This is a genomic window from Candidatus Methylacidiphilales bacterium (assembly GCA_025056655.1).
GTDB lineage: Bacteria > Verrucomicrobiota > Verrucomicrobiia > Methylacidiphilales > JANWVL01 > JANWVL01.
Window position 1 is genome coordinate 25,457 of sequence record JANWVL010000110.1, and the last position, 16,389, is coordinate 41,845.

Annotated in this window: 15 protein-coding genes; 3 read left to right on the top strand and 12 right to left on the bottom strand. The window is 48.6% G+C overall.

Annotated elements, in window-relative coordinates:
• Positions 1-48: 48 nt before the first annotated feature.
• From groL to NZM04_06870, 5 genes are all read right to left on the bottom strand, one after another.
• Entirely contained in the window at positions 49-1,680 is a 1,632-nt protein-coding gene (gene groL, locus NZM04_06850) for a chaperonin GroEL (GenBank protein ID MCS7063744.1), read from the bottom strand.
• A 35-nt stretch (positions 1,681-1,715) separates the two neighbouring features.
• Positions 1,716-2,012: a co-chaperone GroES gene (locus NZM04_06855; protein MCS7063745.1), complete on the bottom strand. Its 297-nt coding sequence runs from the start codon at positions 2,010-2,012 to the stop codon at positions 1,716-1,718.
• 25 nt (positions 2,013-2,037) lie between these two features.
• Complete coding sequence (locus NZM04_06860; GenBank protein MCS7063746.1) at positions 2,038-2,172, bottom strand: hypothetical protein; 135 nt, start codon at positions 2,170-2,172, stop codon at positions 2,038-2,040.
• Positions 2,173-2,175: 3 nt separating this feature from the next.
• The gene (gene dnaK, locus NZM04_06865) at positions 2,176-4,068 is read right to left on the bottom strand and encodes a molecular chaperone DnaK (protein MCS7063747.1); all 1,893 of its coding nucleotides are present in this window, start codon (positions 4,066-4,068) and stop codon (positions 2,176-2,178) included.
• Between the two features lie 161 nt (positions 4,069-4,229).
• Positions 4,230-5,012, bottom strand: a complete 783-nt coding sequence (locus NZM04_06870) for a M48 family metallopeptidase (GenBank protein ID MCS7063748.1) — start codon at positions 5,010-5,012, stop codon at positions 4,230-4,232.
• Positions 5,013-5,171: 159 nt separating this feature from the next.
• Between NZM04_06870 and NZM04_06875 the strand changes: the two genes are divergently transcribed.
• On the top strand, positions 5,172-6,914 hold the full coding sequence (locus NZM04_06875; GenBank protein MCS7063749.1) for a phospholipid carrier-dependent glycosyltransferase: 1,743 nt from the start codon (positions 5,172-5,174) through the stop codon (positions 6,912-6,914).
• A gap of 4 nt (positions 6,915-6,918) precedes the next feature.
• Here the strand turns inward: NZM04_06875 and mazG are convergent, their stop codons facing one another.
• Genes mazG through NZM04_06890 form a run of 3 tightly spaced genes read right to left on the bottom strand, consistent with a single transcriptional unit; the run spans position 6,919 to position 9,343 of the window.
• Positions 6,919-7,704, bottom strand: a complete 786-nt coding sequence (gene mazG, locus NZM04_06880; GenBank protein ID MCS7063750.1) for a nucleoside triphosphate pyrophosphohydrolase — start codon at positions 7,702-7,704, stop codon at positions 6,919-6,921.
• Between the two features lie 11 nt (positions 7,705-7,715).
• A complete protein-coding gene (gene pyrE, locus NZM04_06885) occupies positions 7,716-8,306 on the bottom strand; it encodes an orotate phosphoribosyltransferase (protein ID MCS7063751.1) in 591 nt (196 codons plus the stop codon).
• Positions 8,303-9,343 (bottom strand): A/G-specific adenine glycosylase, encoded by a 1,041-nt coding sequence (locus NZM04_06890; protein ID MCS7063752.1) that lies wholly within the window; start codon positions 9,341-9,343, stop codon positions 8,303-8,305. The genes pyrE and NZM04_06890 overlap by 4 nt, the downstream gene beginning before the upstream one ends.
• A gap of 13 nt (positions 9,344-9,356) precedes the next feature.
• Between NZM04_06890 and rnhC the strand changes: the two genes are divergently transcribed.
• On the top strand, positions 9,357-10,448 hold the full coding sequence (rnhC, locus tag NZM04_06895; GenBank protein MCS7063753.1) for a ribonuclease HIII: 1,092 nt from the start codon (positions 9,357-9,359) through the stop codon (positions 10,446-10,448).
• On the opposite strand, the gene NZM04_06900 is transcribed toward rnhC, so the two are convergent.
• On the bottom strand, positions 10,387-11,157 hold the full coding sequence (locus NZM04_06900; protein MCS7063754.1) for a dihydropteroate synthase: 771 nt from the start codon (positions 11,155-11,157) through the stop codon (positions 10,387-10,389). The genes rnhC and NZM04_06900 overlap by 62 nt on opposite strands.
• A 177-nt stretch (positions 11,158-11,334) precedes the next feature.
• Complete coding sequence (locus NZM04_06905; GenBank protein ID MCS7063755.1) at positions 11,335-12,297, bottom strand: hypothetical protein; 963 nt, start codon at positions 12,295-12,297, stop codon at positions 11,335-11,337.
• Between the two features lie 152 nt (positions 12,298-12,449).
• Here NZM04_06905 and NZM04_06910 point away from each other — a divergent pair, with 152 nt between their 5' ends.
• Positions 12,450-14,201: a tetratricopeptide repeat protein gene (locus NZM04_06910; GenBank protein ID MCS7063756.1), complete on the top strand. Its 1,752-nt coding sequence runs from the start codon at positions 12,450-12,452 to the stop codon at positions 14,199-14,201.
• Here the strand turns inward: NZM04_06910 and NZM04_06915 are convergent.
• Entirely contained in the window at positions 14,149-14,988 is an 840-nt protein-coding gene (locus tag NZM04_06915; GenBank protein ID MCS7063757.1) for an NAD-dependent epimerase/dehydratase family protein, read from the bottom strand. The two genes, NZM04_06910 and NZM04_06915, sit on opposite strands and share 53 nt — an antisense overlap.
• Positions 14,989-15,028: 40 nt before the next feature.
• Positions 15,029-16,378: a phosphoglucosamine mutase gene (glmM, locus tag NZM04_06920; GenBank protein ID MCS7063758.1), complete on the bottom strand. Its 1,350-nt coding sequence runs from the start codon at positions 16,376-16,378 to the stop codon at positions 15,029-15,031.
• Positions 16,379-16,389 lie beyond the last annotated feature (11 nt).

Sequence of the window (16,389 nt, forward strand, 5' to 3'; positions counted from 1 at the left end):
GCGCGCCTGCGCGCACCACGGCTTGAGTGAGGATAGGCAGCAAGAGGATTAATAATCCATGCCGTCCATCCCGCCGCCACCTCTTGCAGGTGTATTCTTTTCCTTTTCAGGAATCTCCGTTACTACCGCTTCGGTTGTGAGCAGTAAACCGGCGATTGAGGCTGCATTTTGCAAGGCACAGCGAGTCACCTTTGTGGGGTCAACGACTCCTGCCTTGAACATATCGACATACTCGCCGGTAGCGACGTTGTAACCCTCGCTGCCTTTGCGAGCTTTCACTTCATTTACCACGACGCTGCCTTCACCACCTGCGTTAGCGACAAGTGTGCGAAGAGGAGCCTCTACCGCTCGGCGTATGATGTCGACTCCGATCTGCTCATCACCTTCGGCCTTGACTTTATCCAAAGCCGCTTGAGCACGGATCAGCGCTACACCTCCGCCGGGGACGATGCCTTCCTCAACCGCGGCGCGTGTCGCGTGCAGAGCATCCTCGACGCGAGCTTTCTTTTCTTTCATCTCGGTCTCGGTCGCTGCTCCGACATTGATTACAGCGACACCACCTGCGAGCTTGGCGAGGCGTTCTTGGAGTTTCTCGCGATCGTAATCGCTGGTTGTGTCGTCGATTTGTTTACGGATCTGAGCGATGCGGCCTTTGATGTCCTCTTCTCTACCTGCACCTTCGATGATGGTGGTGTTTTCTTTTTCAACGACGACGCGTTTGGCGCGGCCGAGATCTTCCAGGGTGATATTTTCTAATTTAATCCCTAGATCTTCAGTGATGCAGCGGCCACCCGTGAGGATCGCGATGTCTTCGAGGATCGCTTTGCGGCGATCGCCGAAGCCCGGAGCTTTGACGGCACAGACTTGGAGTGTGCCACGGAGCTTATTCACCACGAGGGTCGCTAACGCCTCACCTTCGACGTCCTCTGCTATGACGAGAAGAGGCTTCCCTGCTTTGGCAATTTTCTCAAGCAAGGGTAGTAGATCCTTGAGGTTGGAGATCTTCTTCTCGTGGATGAGAATGTAAGCGTTTTCGAGTTGTGCCTCAAGGGTCTCCGGATTCGTCACGAAGTAAGGTGAGAGGTAGCCTTTGTCAAATTGCATTCCTTCCACCACTTCAAATGTGGTCTCGATGCTTTTGGCTTCCTCAACTGTGACGGTGCCGTCTTTTCCGACTTGCTCGAGGGCATCGGCTATGATTTCACCGATCTGCCTATCCCAGTTGGCTGAGACTGTGGCGACTTGCCGTATTTCGTCTTTGTTTTTGACCTCCTTTGAAATAACTTTGAGTTCCTTGACGATGGCATCAACGGCTTTGTCGATGCCGCGTTTGATCTCAGTGGGATTTGCGCCTGCTGTGACGTTCTTCAGGCCTTGCTTGTAGATTGCTTCGGCAAGAACGGTGGCTGTGGTGGTGCCGTCTCCAGCGACGTCGCTTGTCTTGGAGGCGACTTCACGGACGAGTTGAGCACCGATGTTTTCGAATGGATCTTCAAGCTCGATTTCTTTGGCAACCGTTACCCCATCCTTGGTGATAATGGGAGAGCCAAATTTTTTATCGAGCACGACGTTACGTCCAGAGGGGCCTAAGGTCGCTTTGACGGCTGCTGCTAGTTTTTCAACGCCGCGCGCGAGCGCGTGACGTGCGGATTCATCGAATAGAATTTGTTTTGCTGGCATAAGGTGTGTTCTCCTTTCTGAGGTTGAGGTTTATGTTATTGCAAAATGGCGAGTATGTCGTCTTCACGGAGTAGTTGATAGATTTCTCCGTCAATCTTGACCTCCGTCCCGCCATATTTGCTGATGAGAACGCGATCCCCTTCTTTGACTTCAAAGGGGAGGCGTTTGCCGTTGTCGTCGAGTTTGCCCGAACCAAGGGCAATGACTGTGGCCTCTTGAGGTTTTTCTTTAGCGGTGTCGGGGATGATAATCCCGTTTTTTCTGACTTCTTGCTCGGCGTCGGGTTTTACCAGGATCCGATCGCCGATAGGTTTAATATTGGGTTTTGCCATAGGTGTAAGGTTGTTTTGGGGTTGGTTATTCAGGTTGTTTTTTATTCTCGCTTGGGCAGTAGATAAGGCCGTAGCGAGATGGGGCGCGAATCGGCACCCGCCGGCGCGCCGGTATTAAATTGAAGTTGCTGGGATGACGAAGATAGAGGTTGTTGCGCATGGTTTATTTTTTGTCGTCAACAATCTCAAAATCGTCGTTAGATTTGGTTGAAGTGGTGTTTCCACCTCCCGAAAATGTCTGGGCAGATGCTTGTTGGTAGAGTTCTGCTGAGACGGCTTGTATTTTTTGATTGAGATCGTCGGTAGCTCGCTTGATGGCATCGGTGTCATCGCCTTTCAGAGTTTCTTTGAGGTGAGCGATTGCGTTTTCGATTTCCGTTTTGCGGTTGCTGGGAATCTTTGCTCCGAGCTCGCGCAAGGTCTTTTCTGCTAGGTAAGCAGTGCTGTCACCTTGGTTGCGGATTTCTGATCTTTCACGAGCGGCTTTATCGCGTGCAGCGTTGATTTCGGCTTCTTTTATCATGCGCTCGATTTCTTCTTTGCTCAGGCCGCTGGAGCCTGTGATGGAGATTTTTTGTTCCTTCCCTGTGCCAAGGTCTTTGGCGGAGACGTGGAGTATGCCGTTTGCGTCGATGTCGAAGGTCACTTCAATTTGTGGAACTCCTCGTGGGGCTGGGGGAATGCCGTCAAGATGGAAGACGCCGAGTAGTTTGTTGTCGCGCGCCATGGGGCGTTCGCCTTGGAGAACTTTGATCTCAACTCCTGGTTGGTTATCGGAATAGGTGCTGAATATCTGAGATTTCTTTGTGGGGATGGTTGTGTTGCGGGGAATCATGGGAGTAGCGATTCCTCCGGCTGTCTCGATGGCAAGGGTGAGGGGGGTGACGTCGAGCAGCAAGACGTCTTTGACGTCGCCTTTGATCACGCCAGCCTGGATGGCGGCTCCGATTGCTACGACTTCATCGGGATTAACGCCTTTATGAGGCTCTTTCCCTATGAGGCGGCGTGCTGTTTCGATGATTTTGGGCATGCGTGTCATGCCTCCGACGAGGACGAGCTCGTGGATGTCGTTAATTGTAAGCTTGGCATCTTGGAGGCAGTTTTTAACAGGAGCAATTGTGCGCTCGGCGAGGTGGTCTGTGAGTTGCTCGAGTTTGGCACGAGTGAGTTTCTTTTGAATGTGCTTTGGGCCGGTTTGGTCAGCGGTTATGAATGGAAGATTGATTTCATATTCCAACGTCGAAGAGAGGGCGATCTTGGCCCGCTCTGCTTCTTCTTTTAGACGTTGCATGGCATCTGGCTGACGACGTAAATCGATTCCCTCTTCCCTCTGAAATTCTGTCACTAGCCAGTCTATGATGGCATTGTCCCAATCATCTCCACCCAGGTGTGTGTCGCCGTTGGTCGCTTTTACTTCAAAAACTCCGTCGCCTATTTCTAGGATGGAGATGTCGAACGTGCCGCCTCCTAGGTCATAGACTGCGATCTTTTCGTCTTTCTTGCGGTCTAGGCCATAGGCGAGGGAGGCAGCCGTAGGCTCATTGATGATGCGAAGGACTTCAAGGCCTGCGATCTTGCCGGCGTCTTTAGTAGCTTGGCGCTGGCTGTCGTTGAAGTATGCTGGGACTGTGATGACAGCCTGGGTGACTGGCTCTCCTAGCTTGGCTTCAGCGTCGGCTTTGAGTTTAGCGAGGATAAAAGCCGAGATTTCTTGTGGAGAGTAAACCTTGCGTTGCCCAGCGATCTCTACCTCGATGTGGGCGTCTCCGTTGGGAGCGGGGACGACTTTGTAGGGGACGCGTTTGATTTCGTCTTGGACTTCTGAAAATTTGCGTCCCATGAAGCGTTTTACTGAAAAAATGGTGTTTCGTGGGTTGGTGACGGCTTGCCTCTTGGCAGCTTGCCCGACGAGGCGCTCACCTGTCTTGGTGAAGGCAACGACAGAGGGAGTGGTGCGTGCGCCTTCGGAGTTTTCTAGGACAACTGGCTGGCCGCCTTCCATGACGGCCATGCAGGAATTGGTGGTGCCGAGGTCGATTCCGAGAATTCTAGCCATAACGCTCAAGGAATAGCAAACTATAGGCCAACATGGCTTATATTAGCTAAGTGCCTGTCTACAAAAAGCTTGTGTAGCCTTCGCTAATGGCAGTTCTGAGTCCAGTTGTGCCAAAGTGGCTCAGATAGTGTGACGTATTGGCTCAGAAAGTGCTATCCAGATTACATGCGAGACTGCTCGTAGATAGGGAGCACTTGCGGAATTAGAGCTTGGATGCGTTGTATCCGCTCAGAATCAGCTGGATGAGAGCTCAGCCAAAGGGGTGGACGTGGTTTGTTGGCGGTGGCTTTGACCATGCGTTGCCAAAATTTTAGGGCCTCGCGAGGATCGTAGCCGGCTTTGGCCATGTAGTGTAGGCCTAGAGCGTCAGCTTCGCGCTCATGCTGACGACTAAAGGCGAGAATCCCTAGGCCTGTCATGATGCCAAAAGATTGCATAAAAATTTGTTGCTTTCGTCGGTCTTGACCTCCGATGCTGGCACCGAGGAGACCGCCTACAAGAGCGGCTGTCATTTGCTGAGTCATGCGTTGCCCTCCGTGACGCTGAGAGACGTGAGCGCATTCATGGCCGATGACTGTCGCAAGACCTGCTTCATTCTCTGCAAGGGCGATGAGGCCCGTGTGCACGCCGATTTTTCCGCCAGGCAAAGCAAATGCATTCGGGTCTTCGTCTTCAAAAACCTCATAATCCCACTGTGTAGCTCCTGCAGTGACATGAGGAGTGATGCGGTTGACGACACGTGCCACGAGGGCTCGGGCTTTGGGGTCGTTGCTTATTTTTTGCGAGCGTCGCAGCTGGTTAAAAGCTGCAAAGCCCATTTGAGCTTCTTGTTGCGGGGTGAACATGATGAAGGCTTGTTTGCCCGTGTCGGGAAGTGTGACACAGGCTGCCAACAAAATCACAACTAGCCATAAGGGAATAATTACTGTCAGCCACTTTCGCATGGATCGAAATTATAAGGTAATAGTTTTTTTGAGAAGCTGATTGTGCATGATTGCCCACAATTGTGCGCTTATGGTTTAAGCTCGGAATTTTTATATGGATAAAATTAAAAAACAACTTGTCTTGAAAAGGCTAGTCTGAAAAATTCGAAGTTGTTTGATATGGCATCTACCCTGACACACGAAGAGACCAAAAAGGAGATAAAGAAAGTTGTCCTTGGTAAAGAGATCACCACAGACTCACGAAGAGTAAACGAGTGGGTGAGCGCGGTATGTGCAGTGCTTGTTTTCATCGGCGGTATTTTCGCATTTGTTGTTGGCAATGAGAAGCCAGACAAGCTTTTTTGGGATGAAAACTACTACCTCTCTTTCGTTGAAAAATATCTACACGGCACATTCTTCATGCATGCACATCCGCCACTGGCAATAATGTTTTTGGCTCTTGGGGAGAAGTTGCTCAATCCCAATAAAGACATAGACAAAAAGTGGATACACGATAACGATTTCGTCGACCGTGTCCCGCCAGGTTATTCATTCAAGGGTGTGCGGTTTTTCCCCGGTCTTTTCGCAGCAGGCGTTGGAGTGCTGATTTTTTTAATAATCTACCGAGTCACAAAGCATCATTTCACGTCGGTAGGCTTTGCAGCCATTTATTTAATGGACACCGCAGGCATTTGTCACCATCGAGCTGCAATGTTGGATTCGACGCTGATCTTTTTCATCTTACTGGCCGTTTGGAAATTTATCGACATGGTGCTTAAGCCCAAGACCACTCACGCGGACTATATTATCCTGGGTTTCTCTGTGGGATTGGCTATGGCAACAAAATTCACAGCTTGGTTTTTGTTAATTTTGCCGGTCTTGATTTATCTAAAACAGCGCTGGCGCTTTATCCGCTGGCATATCCGTATGGCCTTTCAACTTGTCCTTATTCCCTTACTTACCATTAACCGAGCTGAAAAAGAAAAAAATAAGGGCACACGGCAGATGTATTGGGAAATGTTTTTTATCCGCGGGGCGCGGGATGCAGTAGTTTTCATCGTGCCTCTTCTCATATCCTTTTTAGGGGTCTGGACGATACATATTAAATTGACGCCTAACCCCGTTGGCAATCTCTACTCTGCATCGGATTACTATAAAGAGAAGATTTTGGCGGGGCAGGGAGGCAGCATATTCGTTCTACCGGTGGCCATTCTAGATAACATAAAGTATGGATATAAGCTGCATACTGATATTGCTCCATTGAGCTACGACAATCCCAATGAGATGGGCAGCCATCCTTTGTTCTGGCCGCTAGGGATACGATCGATTAGTTATCGCTGGGACTCTCAAGGGGACGAAGTCCGATACAAAAGGCTCGTCGCTAATCCATTCACTTGGTCAGTCGGCCTGATTGGGTTGATCATGTCGATGACGATGCTTTTGGGCCGAATATTTTACGGAATCGTCCCTAAAGATCGCCTGATTGCAAACGCAATCTGCATGATGATGTGGATGTGGTTAGCCTACATGCTGCCTCTCTACGGGCTAGAGCGCGTCATGTATCTCTACCACTATTTTCCGCCGCTGATTTTCACCTACATCATGGCGGGGCTCGTCTTCTACTACATATTTTACCGCTGCTTCCCGCGGATGACTTCATTCATACCAAATGTCATCCTGAGCCTGGCTTTAGTATTCGGCTTTTGGGTGATGAAACAATATCTCCCTTTGGCTATTCACGATCCGCCACTACGAGCTCATCAAGTGGAGCGCCTCGCAATCTTTAAGCCATGGAGACTGCAGCCTGCACCTGTGGGACAAGCTGCTCCTCAGCCGCCTCCCGCAGCCCAGGCTCCCGCGCCCACTGAAACTACTGTGCAAGAGGCACCTCAACCCCCGCCGAATCCAGCGCCCTCAAAATAACTTTTCAAGCCTCTGCGGAACTTTTCGCCTCGGACCAAAGCTGGTCTATCTCCTCTTGAGAAGCCCGAGAGAGGTCCAGCTCTTTCTCTGCAGCCCTTTTTAGAAAAACAGCCAACCGAGCAGAAAACTTCTGGTTTGCCCGAGCAAGAGCGCTGTCGGCATCGATGTTCAAACGGCGTGCAAGATTGATGAACGTAAAGAAAAGATCGCCTAGCTCTTCTTCAATTCTTTCGTGCTTAGCATCAGCGATGGCGCTATCGAGCTCATCTAATTCCTCTTTGATCTTGGGAATAATCGATTTTGCCTCTGGCCAATCGAGAAAATGTTGCGCAGCGATTTTTTGAAGTTTGAAGGCTCGTTGCAGAGGGGGGAGACCAGTCGGCAAAGATTGCAAAGGATCAGTGCGCTCTGGTTTTTCAGTTCTTTTGATAGCATTCCATTGAGTGAGCACTTCGTCGGCATTGCTCACCCGCTCCGATCCAAAAACGTGAGGATGTCTGCGGATTAGCTTCTGAGCAAGTGTCTGAACGATGTCGTAAAAATTAAATTTTCCTTTCTCACTCGCCATCTGAGCATGAAAGATTACATGCAACAGTAGATCTCCTGCTTCCTCCTTCATCTCTTCATAATCATCCCGATCGATGGCATCTATTAGTTCGTAGCATTCTTCTATGAGATGTCCTTTGATACTTCGATGCGTCTGCTCCCGATCCCAAGGGCATCCGTCCGGCCCGCGCAGTCGAGCCATAATCTCCAACAAATCATCCACACTATAAGGCGACTTCTTCATAATATAATACTTCAACTTCCAGGTTTTACTGCTGGAACAGCTCTTAAATCCGCAGGCAATTCATCGGCAGAAAAAGTCTCGGTGGGTAACCGAAGTAAATAATAAAACGGCACACCCCAATCTGGAACTTCTTCCTCCTCAGAGCGGCATACAAGACAAGCCACGCCAGTGATTTGGGCCCCAGCCTCCCGCACAATTTGAATAACCTCATTCACTGCACTACCAGTAGTCACCACATCCTCAGCAACAAGAAACTTCATGCCCGGTGCAATCTCAAAACGCCGCACAGCAAATCTCCCATCTTTTTTTTCAGCGAAGAAATGTGGTTTTTTTAATGCACGTGCAATTTCATGTCCTACTAAAAGACCCCCTAAGGCAGGCGAAATAACGTGAGAAAAGTTATCGTCACGAATTCTCTTAGCAAGTGCTTGGCATAATTTTTCAGCCAAAGAAGGATACTGAAGCACCTTAGCGCATTGAAAAAAAACTCGACTGTGACGTCCGGATCGCAGGATAAAATGGCCTTCCAGAAAAGCCCCGCATGATCGAAAAGTGTCGAGAATTTCGCCTTGCTCCATAAGAGCATTAGAATGCCTTATCACAGGGTTGTCCATCCCATCTTGCGAATAAATTTTCTCGGAGCGGCGGCAAAGGGGAGGGCTTGAATTTCTTGAGGACTTAAAAGTGCCGCATTCGATCCAAAATCGTCAATGTGGGGCTTTCGACTACAAGCAATTATCTTAGCAGTAACGCGCGTATTAGAAATGCTAAAGCGTATCTCCTCCAACACCTTTTCAGCAATCATCTTATGTGGATCATAAGCCGGTAAAGTCCAAAGTCCTTGCAGCAATTTGTCATTAGAAGGTCTCTGGCACCAAAGTTTCCCTTTTTCTACTAACCATGCCCAAGTCTCACTGCGGGACTTGGTGATTTTCTTCTTTGTTTTATAAACAAAACACGAAGGGCGTTTCTTTTGATTGAACTCGCAATCCTCATTCCATGGGCATTGCAAACAATCCGGAGATCGAGGCGTGCATAGAGTTGCTCCAAGCTCCATTAAAGCTTGATTGAAATCACCACATTTTAAGCCTGAGCGAGGAAGCAGTTGTTGAATAAATGTTTCGACTTTCTTGTATCGCTCTCGGGTAGACGACGAAATATCTAAGCCCCACACCCGCGATACGACACGGATTACATTACCATCTATAGCGGACACACGTTGACCAAAAGCAATGCTTGCCACTGCTCCTGCAGTATAAGGGCCGACGCCGGGTAATTCCATAAGTTCTTCACGTGTGCGAGGCAGCGTTTGATCTTCCCGTTGCACTACAATCCTTGCGATGGCAAGCAATGCTCGAGCTCGAGAGTAATATCCAAGCCCTTCCCACGCTTTGATCACCTCTTCCTCATTACTCTTTGCAAGAGAGTTCCAATCTGGCCAGCGATGCAACCATTTATGGTAGTAAGGAATAACTGTTTTAACTTGCGTCTGCTGGAGCATCATCTCGGAAACCATGATGGCATAAGGATCCCGAGTGTGACGCCAGGGTAGATCGCGTTTATTTTTACGAAACCAACGAAGAAGAAGCAGCGACAATTTTTTTACATTTTTCTCTTCGTTTTTCGTCGAAAAATCCATAAACAACTCACGGATGCACAAGGATAAAGAGACAACTTTTACTTACAACCTTACTCTCTCTCAAATCGAGTTGCTCCGCAAAAAACTCGAAGAATACCATTTCGATATAGAACGTGCGCCCTACACCCACTTCAAGGCAAATGGAGATAAAGTCACTGTCTCAGCTTATGACTCCGGTGCAGTCGTTATCCAAGGCAAGGGAGCAAAAGATTTTGTTACGTTTATCCTCGAGCCTGATGTTCTGCAAAAAGCAACACTTGGATATGAGGAAATCCTTGAACCTGAACTTTTCGAGCCACATATCGGCGTGGACGAATGCGGGAAAGGCGATTTTTTTGGCCCACTGGTAGTCGCCGGAGTCTATACCGACGAAGAGACATCCCGTGCCTTAATGCAAGCCAGGATTCGCGACAGCAAAAAAATCAAAAGCGACATGCAGGCCAAAAAATTAGCTCGTGAAATTAAGACAACTATAGGTTCTCAGAGCTTTAAAATTCTCGTCTTAATGCCGCTTCGCTACAGTGAACTTTATGCAGAGTTTAAAAATTTAAACCGTCTGCTTGCTTGGGCACATGCCACAGTAATCGAAGATCTCATTTTGCGTGCTCCCAAAGCACACTTCGCTCTATCGGACCAATTTGCAGATCCTATCGTCCTCGAGAAGGAACTTTTGCGTCGTCACAAAAAAATCCCTCTACGACAACGCACCAACGCAGAAAAAGATATAGCCGTTGCTGCCGCTTCGATACTTGCTCGAGCAGAATTCATCGATCGACTTCACCAACTCAGCCTCGAAGTAGGCGTTCCGCTTCCTAAAGGTGCCTCACAAGTAAAAGAAGCAGCGCTTGAAATTCTCCGAAAACATGGAGCTGATACCCTCGAGCGGCTTTGTAAGGTGCACTTTAAAACATATAACGAACTCCTTCAAGAATCCCTTCCCTTGTTAAGCCACGAGACAACAAATATTCCCCTTGGTGAGCAACCATGCATATCTCAATCTACAGAGTCTTCTAGCTACGGACCAACTACCGACAGTTTAGATTCTAAGGCCACAAAGATAGTGTCTGAAGCACAGCACGCACCTTCGGAACCTCATGAGTCCTGAATAAATGCGTGCCTCCCAAGAGCGCCAACACAGCAAATAATCCCTCAGCCGAGCGCACCTCTTCTTCAAAGCATTCAAAGGCGTGCGGCAGGGCATTGCAAATTGGCCAGCCCAACTCCCATAAGCGGTAACACTTCAGGAAAATATCGATCTGATAACGGATGCGTAATGCGCTGTCCTGCAAATTTCGATAATAAAATCCCAATCCTGGATCTATCCAAATTTTTTGAACACCACAGCCCATCGCTTCATCTATTCGACGCCGAAAATAATCTTTCATCTTTTCCATGCCTTCTCGGCTTAAATCAAGGTCCCCGACTTCCCGCACATTCTCACCCTCGACGAAACAAAGAATCACTGCACCATCGTAATCCGCGACCACTCGATAATGCTCCGTCGCTGAGCGACTTCCGGTTAAATTAAGAATTCTGGCTCCAGCTTCGAAGCAAGCACGAGTCACCTCAGGTTGATAAGTCTCTACTGAGACTAGTAGTCCTTCCTCACTCAACCGACGAACTACAGGTAACAAACGCGAATTCTGCAGTGCAGCATCAACTCTCGCAGCGTGGGCCAATGAGGATTCAGCACCAACATCAACAATATCCGCTCCTTGTGCCTTGAGAATCAAGCCACGTCGTATAGCAGCCTGAGTGCTTAAGGATACACTCTCTCGATACCATGAGTCGGGGGAAAGGTTAATCACCCCCATGATGCTGGGATGCGTAGCACCGAACCCCTTTTCACCTACTTGAAAATGCCTTATTAAGGCACCGCATTTATCCCTAAGGACAGAAGCCTCCTCTGATAATAAACTTAACTGGTCTAGCCTTACCAATGATTATTCCTTCGTCTGATTGCGGCGTTGGAAAGTATAGCTAAGAGAAGGTTATTGACTTGCTGGATTCGGGCCTTGCACTGGGTCTGTCGGAATGACAGGCGGCTGATCTTGTGGAGGCACAAGCCCAGTCGAAATCGTTCCCGGATTTGCAATACTGCCACCGTTCATTACTGTAGCGACTTTGCCATCGAAATCCTTGAAGTCAGGAAGAATGTAATCGGCCATATATTCGAGATAGAGTAAGTTGCCTGCTGGCTTAGTTTCCCCAGAACCTTCCTTAAAGGCAGCGAAGAGCTCATCCACGCGATTGTCTTTTTTGTCCTCTGCTTCTTCGTCGATCTTAGTGTTGATAACAGTATTCCTCCCCACGACATCTAAGCGGGCGTCATCGTCTTTTGGCACAATGTATGCAGTAAATTCCCCCATGCGAGCACCTGGCACTTGAGGGGCTGGATTACCCTCACCCTTCTGATGAAAAATCATGATCTTACTCGGTCGGCTAGGATCGAAAACCCCTTGCCCGAGAGATGTATTTGCTTGGAAAGACTTCACATCCACATCTTCGCCTTCCATATCGACATTAAACATTACTCCACCACTCATGATCTCAAACAAGATTCCCCGGACAGTAGCTTGACTCCCTCGATCTTGAACGGGCAAATATGCCGGCCGGTTTGTCCTGGGATTCCAAGTCCAACTCACAGGCATATACATCATACGCCGCGTGATCTCACTGATTTGGCGTATGTTGCCTACACCAAAGCGAACAGTGGTGTTAGAAGTGATTTGAAAGATGTTGAATGTATTTTTGTATTGTGCTATAAGTTGCCCCGTTGGGCCCGTCCTAACGGTCGTCCCGGATGGTAGAATCTGTCCTGCAACTATTCCTTCCCCGCCTACTACGTTTGCGGCTGTTTTGACTGCTAAAACGCGAAACTCTGCTTCGGCCTTATTTGAGCATAGGTGTAAAATTAAAGCTATGGCACATGCGGATAATGTGATAATTTTCATACCTTTATGTAAGCAAATGAGGCTTGTATGGTCAAGTTTTTTTTAACTAACAACACTTTTTTGCCCTCATAGGCAGTCCAGAAAAAAACCTAATACAAAGCGCTCCTATCCACTTTACTCTGTTGCGAGTTATTCTAATGTAATTTTTTCAGATGACGGATCTTGCCAATCCTGCAGCGAATACAAATAGTGAGGTCTTCCGTGACCCGCGAGTTCGGTTGGTTGTCATTATTCTTTCAGTCATCGTCTTGTTCTTGCTCGCACTCCCGACCTGGCGTGGGCTTAAACTTTGGCGTGCTCATATGCTCTGTGGAGAAGCAGAAGCGTTGATCGCAAATGAAGACTATGAAAAAGTCATCGAAAAATTGCAAGCAGCCTACAATCTCTCCCCAGGTCTTCCCCGCGCTCGGCGTAATTTAGCACGCTTCTTTGCTCAACATGGTTCCGAGCAAGCCTTATTCTTTTGGCGTTCCTTACTCAACGACGGCAAAGCCACCGAGGAAGATCAGCGAGAGATGGCATCCTTTGCCATAGCTATCGGTCAACGTGACCTAGCCGAGACCCTTGTCAATCGGCTCTACCAAGAAAACCCATCAAAGCCTAGTAACCTGATGCTTATGGCCCAACTCTCCCTCCGCAACGGAGATAACAAGACCGCCGAAAGATGCCTCCGCCAGGCTATCCAGATCTCTCCTAATTTCGCTGAAGCTTATTTTCTTCTATCCCGAGTATTATCGCTTTCAAAAGATGAAAAAGATCACCTTGAAGCCCGTCAAATCCTCATGGATTTGATACAGCGCAACGATCGTATCGCATTAGATGCTATTCGTCTTTTAGCACAAGACCTCAATCTGCCTCAGTCTGATGCTGAGCGGCTCATCTCACGGCTGCGTTCTCATCCATTGAGCAAGACCAAAGAGAAACTTCTAGCTTACACGATTGAGATTCGTTACCGCCCTGACGAACATGATGCCCTGATTCAAAAAGCGATCCAACAATATTCCAAAACTCCTGAGGAACTTGTAGAACTCGGTCGCTGGCTCAATCAAACACGTAATTTCGAACGCGTGCTTCAGGTGATCAGCCCGGAGGCTGCCTTGCGTCGTCAAGATTACTTCTTGATCCGCATGGATGCTCTGGCCTCTCTTAAGCGCTGGGAAGAAGTGCTCAGAATTCTTCAAAAAGAACGTTGTCCGTTACCCACTTACATCCTCCACCTCTATACATACCGCGCCTTAAAAGAGCTCAATCAACCAGAGGATGCCCAACTAGCCTGGACACGGGCTCTGAGTGCTGCCAACGGCGCGCAGCCCCTCATGTATCTAGCCCAATATGCCGAACGCATAGGTGCAATTCATAATGCGATCGCAGCTTACGAGAGATTGACGGGCCATACGATGGCAGCACGCATTGCCTACCTTGCTCTCGTGCGCCTACGTCAACAACTCCCCGATACTGAAGCTTTACGACATGTTTACGAACGCATGGTGAAGCTGACCCCCCAAGACCCCGTGATCCGCAACGACCTTGCCTATCTGAATTTGTTACTAAAAGAAAAAATACAGGAATCTTTTCAGGTTGCCCAACATCTCGTCGAGACGCTCCCGCACATGCTAGCCTTTCGAATCACCCTAGCCCTAGCGTATCTTAGGCAGCAAGATCCGGAGAAGGCACTGGGGCCCTTAGATAACTTACCAGTTGACTGGAAAACGCTCCAACCCTCCTGGCGCGCTATTTACGCCGCCGTTTTGGCGGCTAACAAACGGATCGCCGAAGCAGAAGATCTCCTAACGGGTGTTTCCGCTTCGCAAATTCGCAATGAAGAAATCGCTTTGCTCAAGGAATATAACCTCACACCGCGTGGAGAGTCGGCAACACAGAAGGTAAAGCCTCGCGAAAGCTAGAAAAACGAGGCTTCCAACCCAATGCTCGCATTTTCTGATTAGATACACGCTTACTCGTCAAGCCACGTTTGCGATGAGGATTAGGCGGGGCAACCAAGGGAAGTGGTCGATCAAGCCAGCTACACAGATAAGTATAGAATTCTTTTTGCGTTACAGGTGTGTCATCTGTTACATTATAAATTCTTGGATGAGGTAGGCTGTCTGGATCCTCCAGGATCTTTCGAATGAGTAACAAAAGAGCTGGCACAGCATCATCTCGATGAATTTGGTTAAGCACCCGTTCTCCATCTGCGTCGAGTGTCGCCACACCACGAAGTAGTTTTTCCACAAGTGCCCAGCGTCCAGGCCCATAAAGGCCAGAAAGACGAGCTACGACGCCGCCTTTTGAAAGCACTAACTCTTCTGAATCTCGGAGAATGCGGCCTGTGCCCGTGGAAGGCTCAGCGAGTGATGACTCCGTCACGATCGAACCATCTTTTTGTCCATAGACAGATGTTGAGGAGACAAAAAGAATCTTGCTCTCAGGGAAATGCCGAATTAGGCGAGCAATTGTTTCATAATAAAGGCTCCGATAGGCTTCCTCATCGCCGCCACGCGTAGATGCCATGTGGAGTATCAGGGTCGGTTGTCGAAACGGCAACAATTCCAAACTCTGCGGTGCTGTAATATCGAGACTCAACGTAGGGATAGATCGGGCGCTAAGCTCCATTGCGCGCTGGGGTTGACGAGTGATGCAGATGAGTTGAGGGACTATTTTGATAAGACAAGAAGCCAAAGCAGAGCCCAAAAAACCAGGACCAATCAATACAACAGAAGGAGAATAAGCGCTAGGTGCCAAGGACTGACTTTATAGGTTGTAGAATGTGATTGGAAATGTAAGAAACTTGATCTGCATTTTTGGCTTCGACTAACAACCTAATCTTAGGCTCTGTGCCTGAGTAACGAAGCAAAACTCGCCCCTGATTACCCAACGCTTTCTCAGCTTCTCTGAGGGCTTGAGTGATCTCAGGAATGCTTTCAAGTGGCGGTTTTTCACGCACGTTCACATTGAACTGAGCTTGTGGGTATTTATTTATGCATTTGCGAAGCTGGCTTAATGGCTGATGAGACACTTTCATAATCCGTAAAATTTGAAGGGCTGTCACCAGACCGTCGCCAGTCGTAGCATAGTCTCTCACGATAATATGGCCGGATTGTTCCCCCCCTAAATTATAATCTCCCCGAAGCATTTCCTCTATAACATGCTTGTCACCAATCGGGACACGAACAACTTTGCCCCCAGCCTGACTCAAAGCCTCGTCTAAGCCCAAGTTGGACATATGAGTGGCGACGACAGTTGCATGTTGAAGACGTTTCTGTTTCAGAAAATCGAGGGCGATTATGGCTAGAATCTCATCCCCATCGAGCAGTTCATGATTTTCATCGCAAAGAAGCACACGATCAGCATCTCCGTCATGAGCAATTCCAATTTGAGCTTGATGTTCTTTCATGGCTTGTAGCAGTGCCTCTGGATGGGTGCTCCCGCAATGATGATTGATATTACAACCGTCTGGTTGGGCATGGATGGTTATCACTTCAGCACCTAGCTCGCGCAAGACAGACGGTGTCGTCTCAGTTGCTGCCCCATTTGCGCAGTCAACGACGATCTTTATACCATGAAGCCGCTCGGTGAAAGAAAAGGAGTCTTGAGCCTTAAGCTTGTAAAAGCCAGCTGCATTCTCAAAATATGATACACGGCCAATACCAAATCCAATAGGGCTAGTCGTATCCATCCCCTTTTGTAAAATGAGGTTTTCAAGATGGGCCTCGATCTCAGGTGAACATTTGTAACCGTCACTTTGAAAAACTTTTAGCCCGTTATCCTCGAAGGAATTATGAGAGGCACTGATCATAATGCCTGCAGCAGCCCCAAAATTCTTGGTTAATAAAGCCACCGCAGGAGTGGGAACAACTCCAAGGAGCGTAACGTCCATGCCGCCTGAGGTGAGCCCAGCTACGACGGCTGACTCCAGCATGTCGCAAGATAGCCGAGTATCGCGCCCCACAAGCACCCGCCTGCGACCTGTCTCCGAAAATACCTGTGCCACTGCCTTCCCAAGTCGCAGTGCAATCTCTGCTGTGACCGGCTCTTGATTCGCAACACCGCGGATACCATCTGTGCCAAATAAATAACCCATGACCAATCAAA

What these genes read in the sequence shown, in the direction of transcription:
- NZM04_06890 (MCS7063752.1), bottom strand. Translation starts at nt 9,343, where the DNA reads ATGGATTTTTCGACGAAAAACGAAGAGAAAAATGTAAAAAAATTGTCG.
- NZM04_06900 (MCS7063754.1), bottom strand. Translation starts at nt 11,157, where the DNA reads ATGGGGGTGATTAACCTTTCCCCCGACTCATGGTATCGAGAGAGTGTA.
- mazG (MCS7063750.1), bottom strand. Translation starts at nt 7,704, where the DNA reads ATGAAGAAGTCGCCTTATAGTGTGGATGATTTGTTGGAGATTATGGCT.
- groL (MCS7063744.1), bottom strand. Translation starts at nt 1,680, where the DNA reads ATGCCAGCAAAACAAATTCTATTCGATGAATCCGCACGTCACGCGCTC.
- NZM04_06855 (MCS7063745.1), bottom strand. Translation starts at nt 2,012, where the DNA reads ATGGCAAAACCCAATATTAAACCTATCGGCGATCGGATCCTGGTAAAA.
- NZM04_06860 (MCS7063746.1), bottom strand. Translation starts at nt 2,172, where the DNA reads ATGCGCAACAACCTCTATCTTCGTCATCCCAGCAACTTCAATTTAATA.
- NZM04_06905 (MCS7063755.1), bottom strand. Translation starts at nt 12,297, where the DNA reads ATGAAAATTATCACATTATCCGCATGTGCCATAGCTTTAATTTTACAC.
- rnhC (MCS7063753.1), top strand. Translation starts at nt 9,357, where the DNA reads ATGCACAAGGATAAAGAGACAACTTTTACTTACAACCTTACTCTCTCT.
- dnaK (MCS7063747.1), bottom strand. Translation starts at nt 4,068, where the DNA reads ATGGCTAGAATTCTCGGAATCGACCTCGGCACCACCAATTCCTGCATG.
- NZM04_06875 (MCS7063749.1), top strand. Translation starts at nt 5,172, where the DNA reads ATGGCATCTACCCTGACACACGAAGAGACCAAAAAGGAGATAAAGAAA.
- NZM04_06910 (MCS7063756.1), top strand. Translation starts at nt 12,450, where the DNA reads ATGACGGATCTTGCCAATCCTGCAGCGAATACAAATAGTGAGGTCTTC.
- glmM (MCS7063758.1), bottom strand. Translation starts at nt 16,378, where the DNA reads ATGGGTTATTTATTTGGCACAGATGGTATCCGCGGTGTTGCGAATCAA.
- NZM04_06870 (MCS7063748.1), bottom strand. Translation starts at nt 5,012, where the DNA reads ATGCGAAAGTGGCTGACAGTAATTATTCCCTTATGGCTAGTTGTGATT.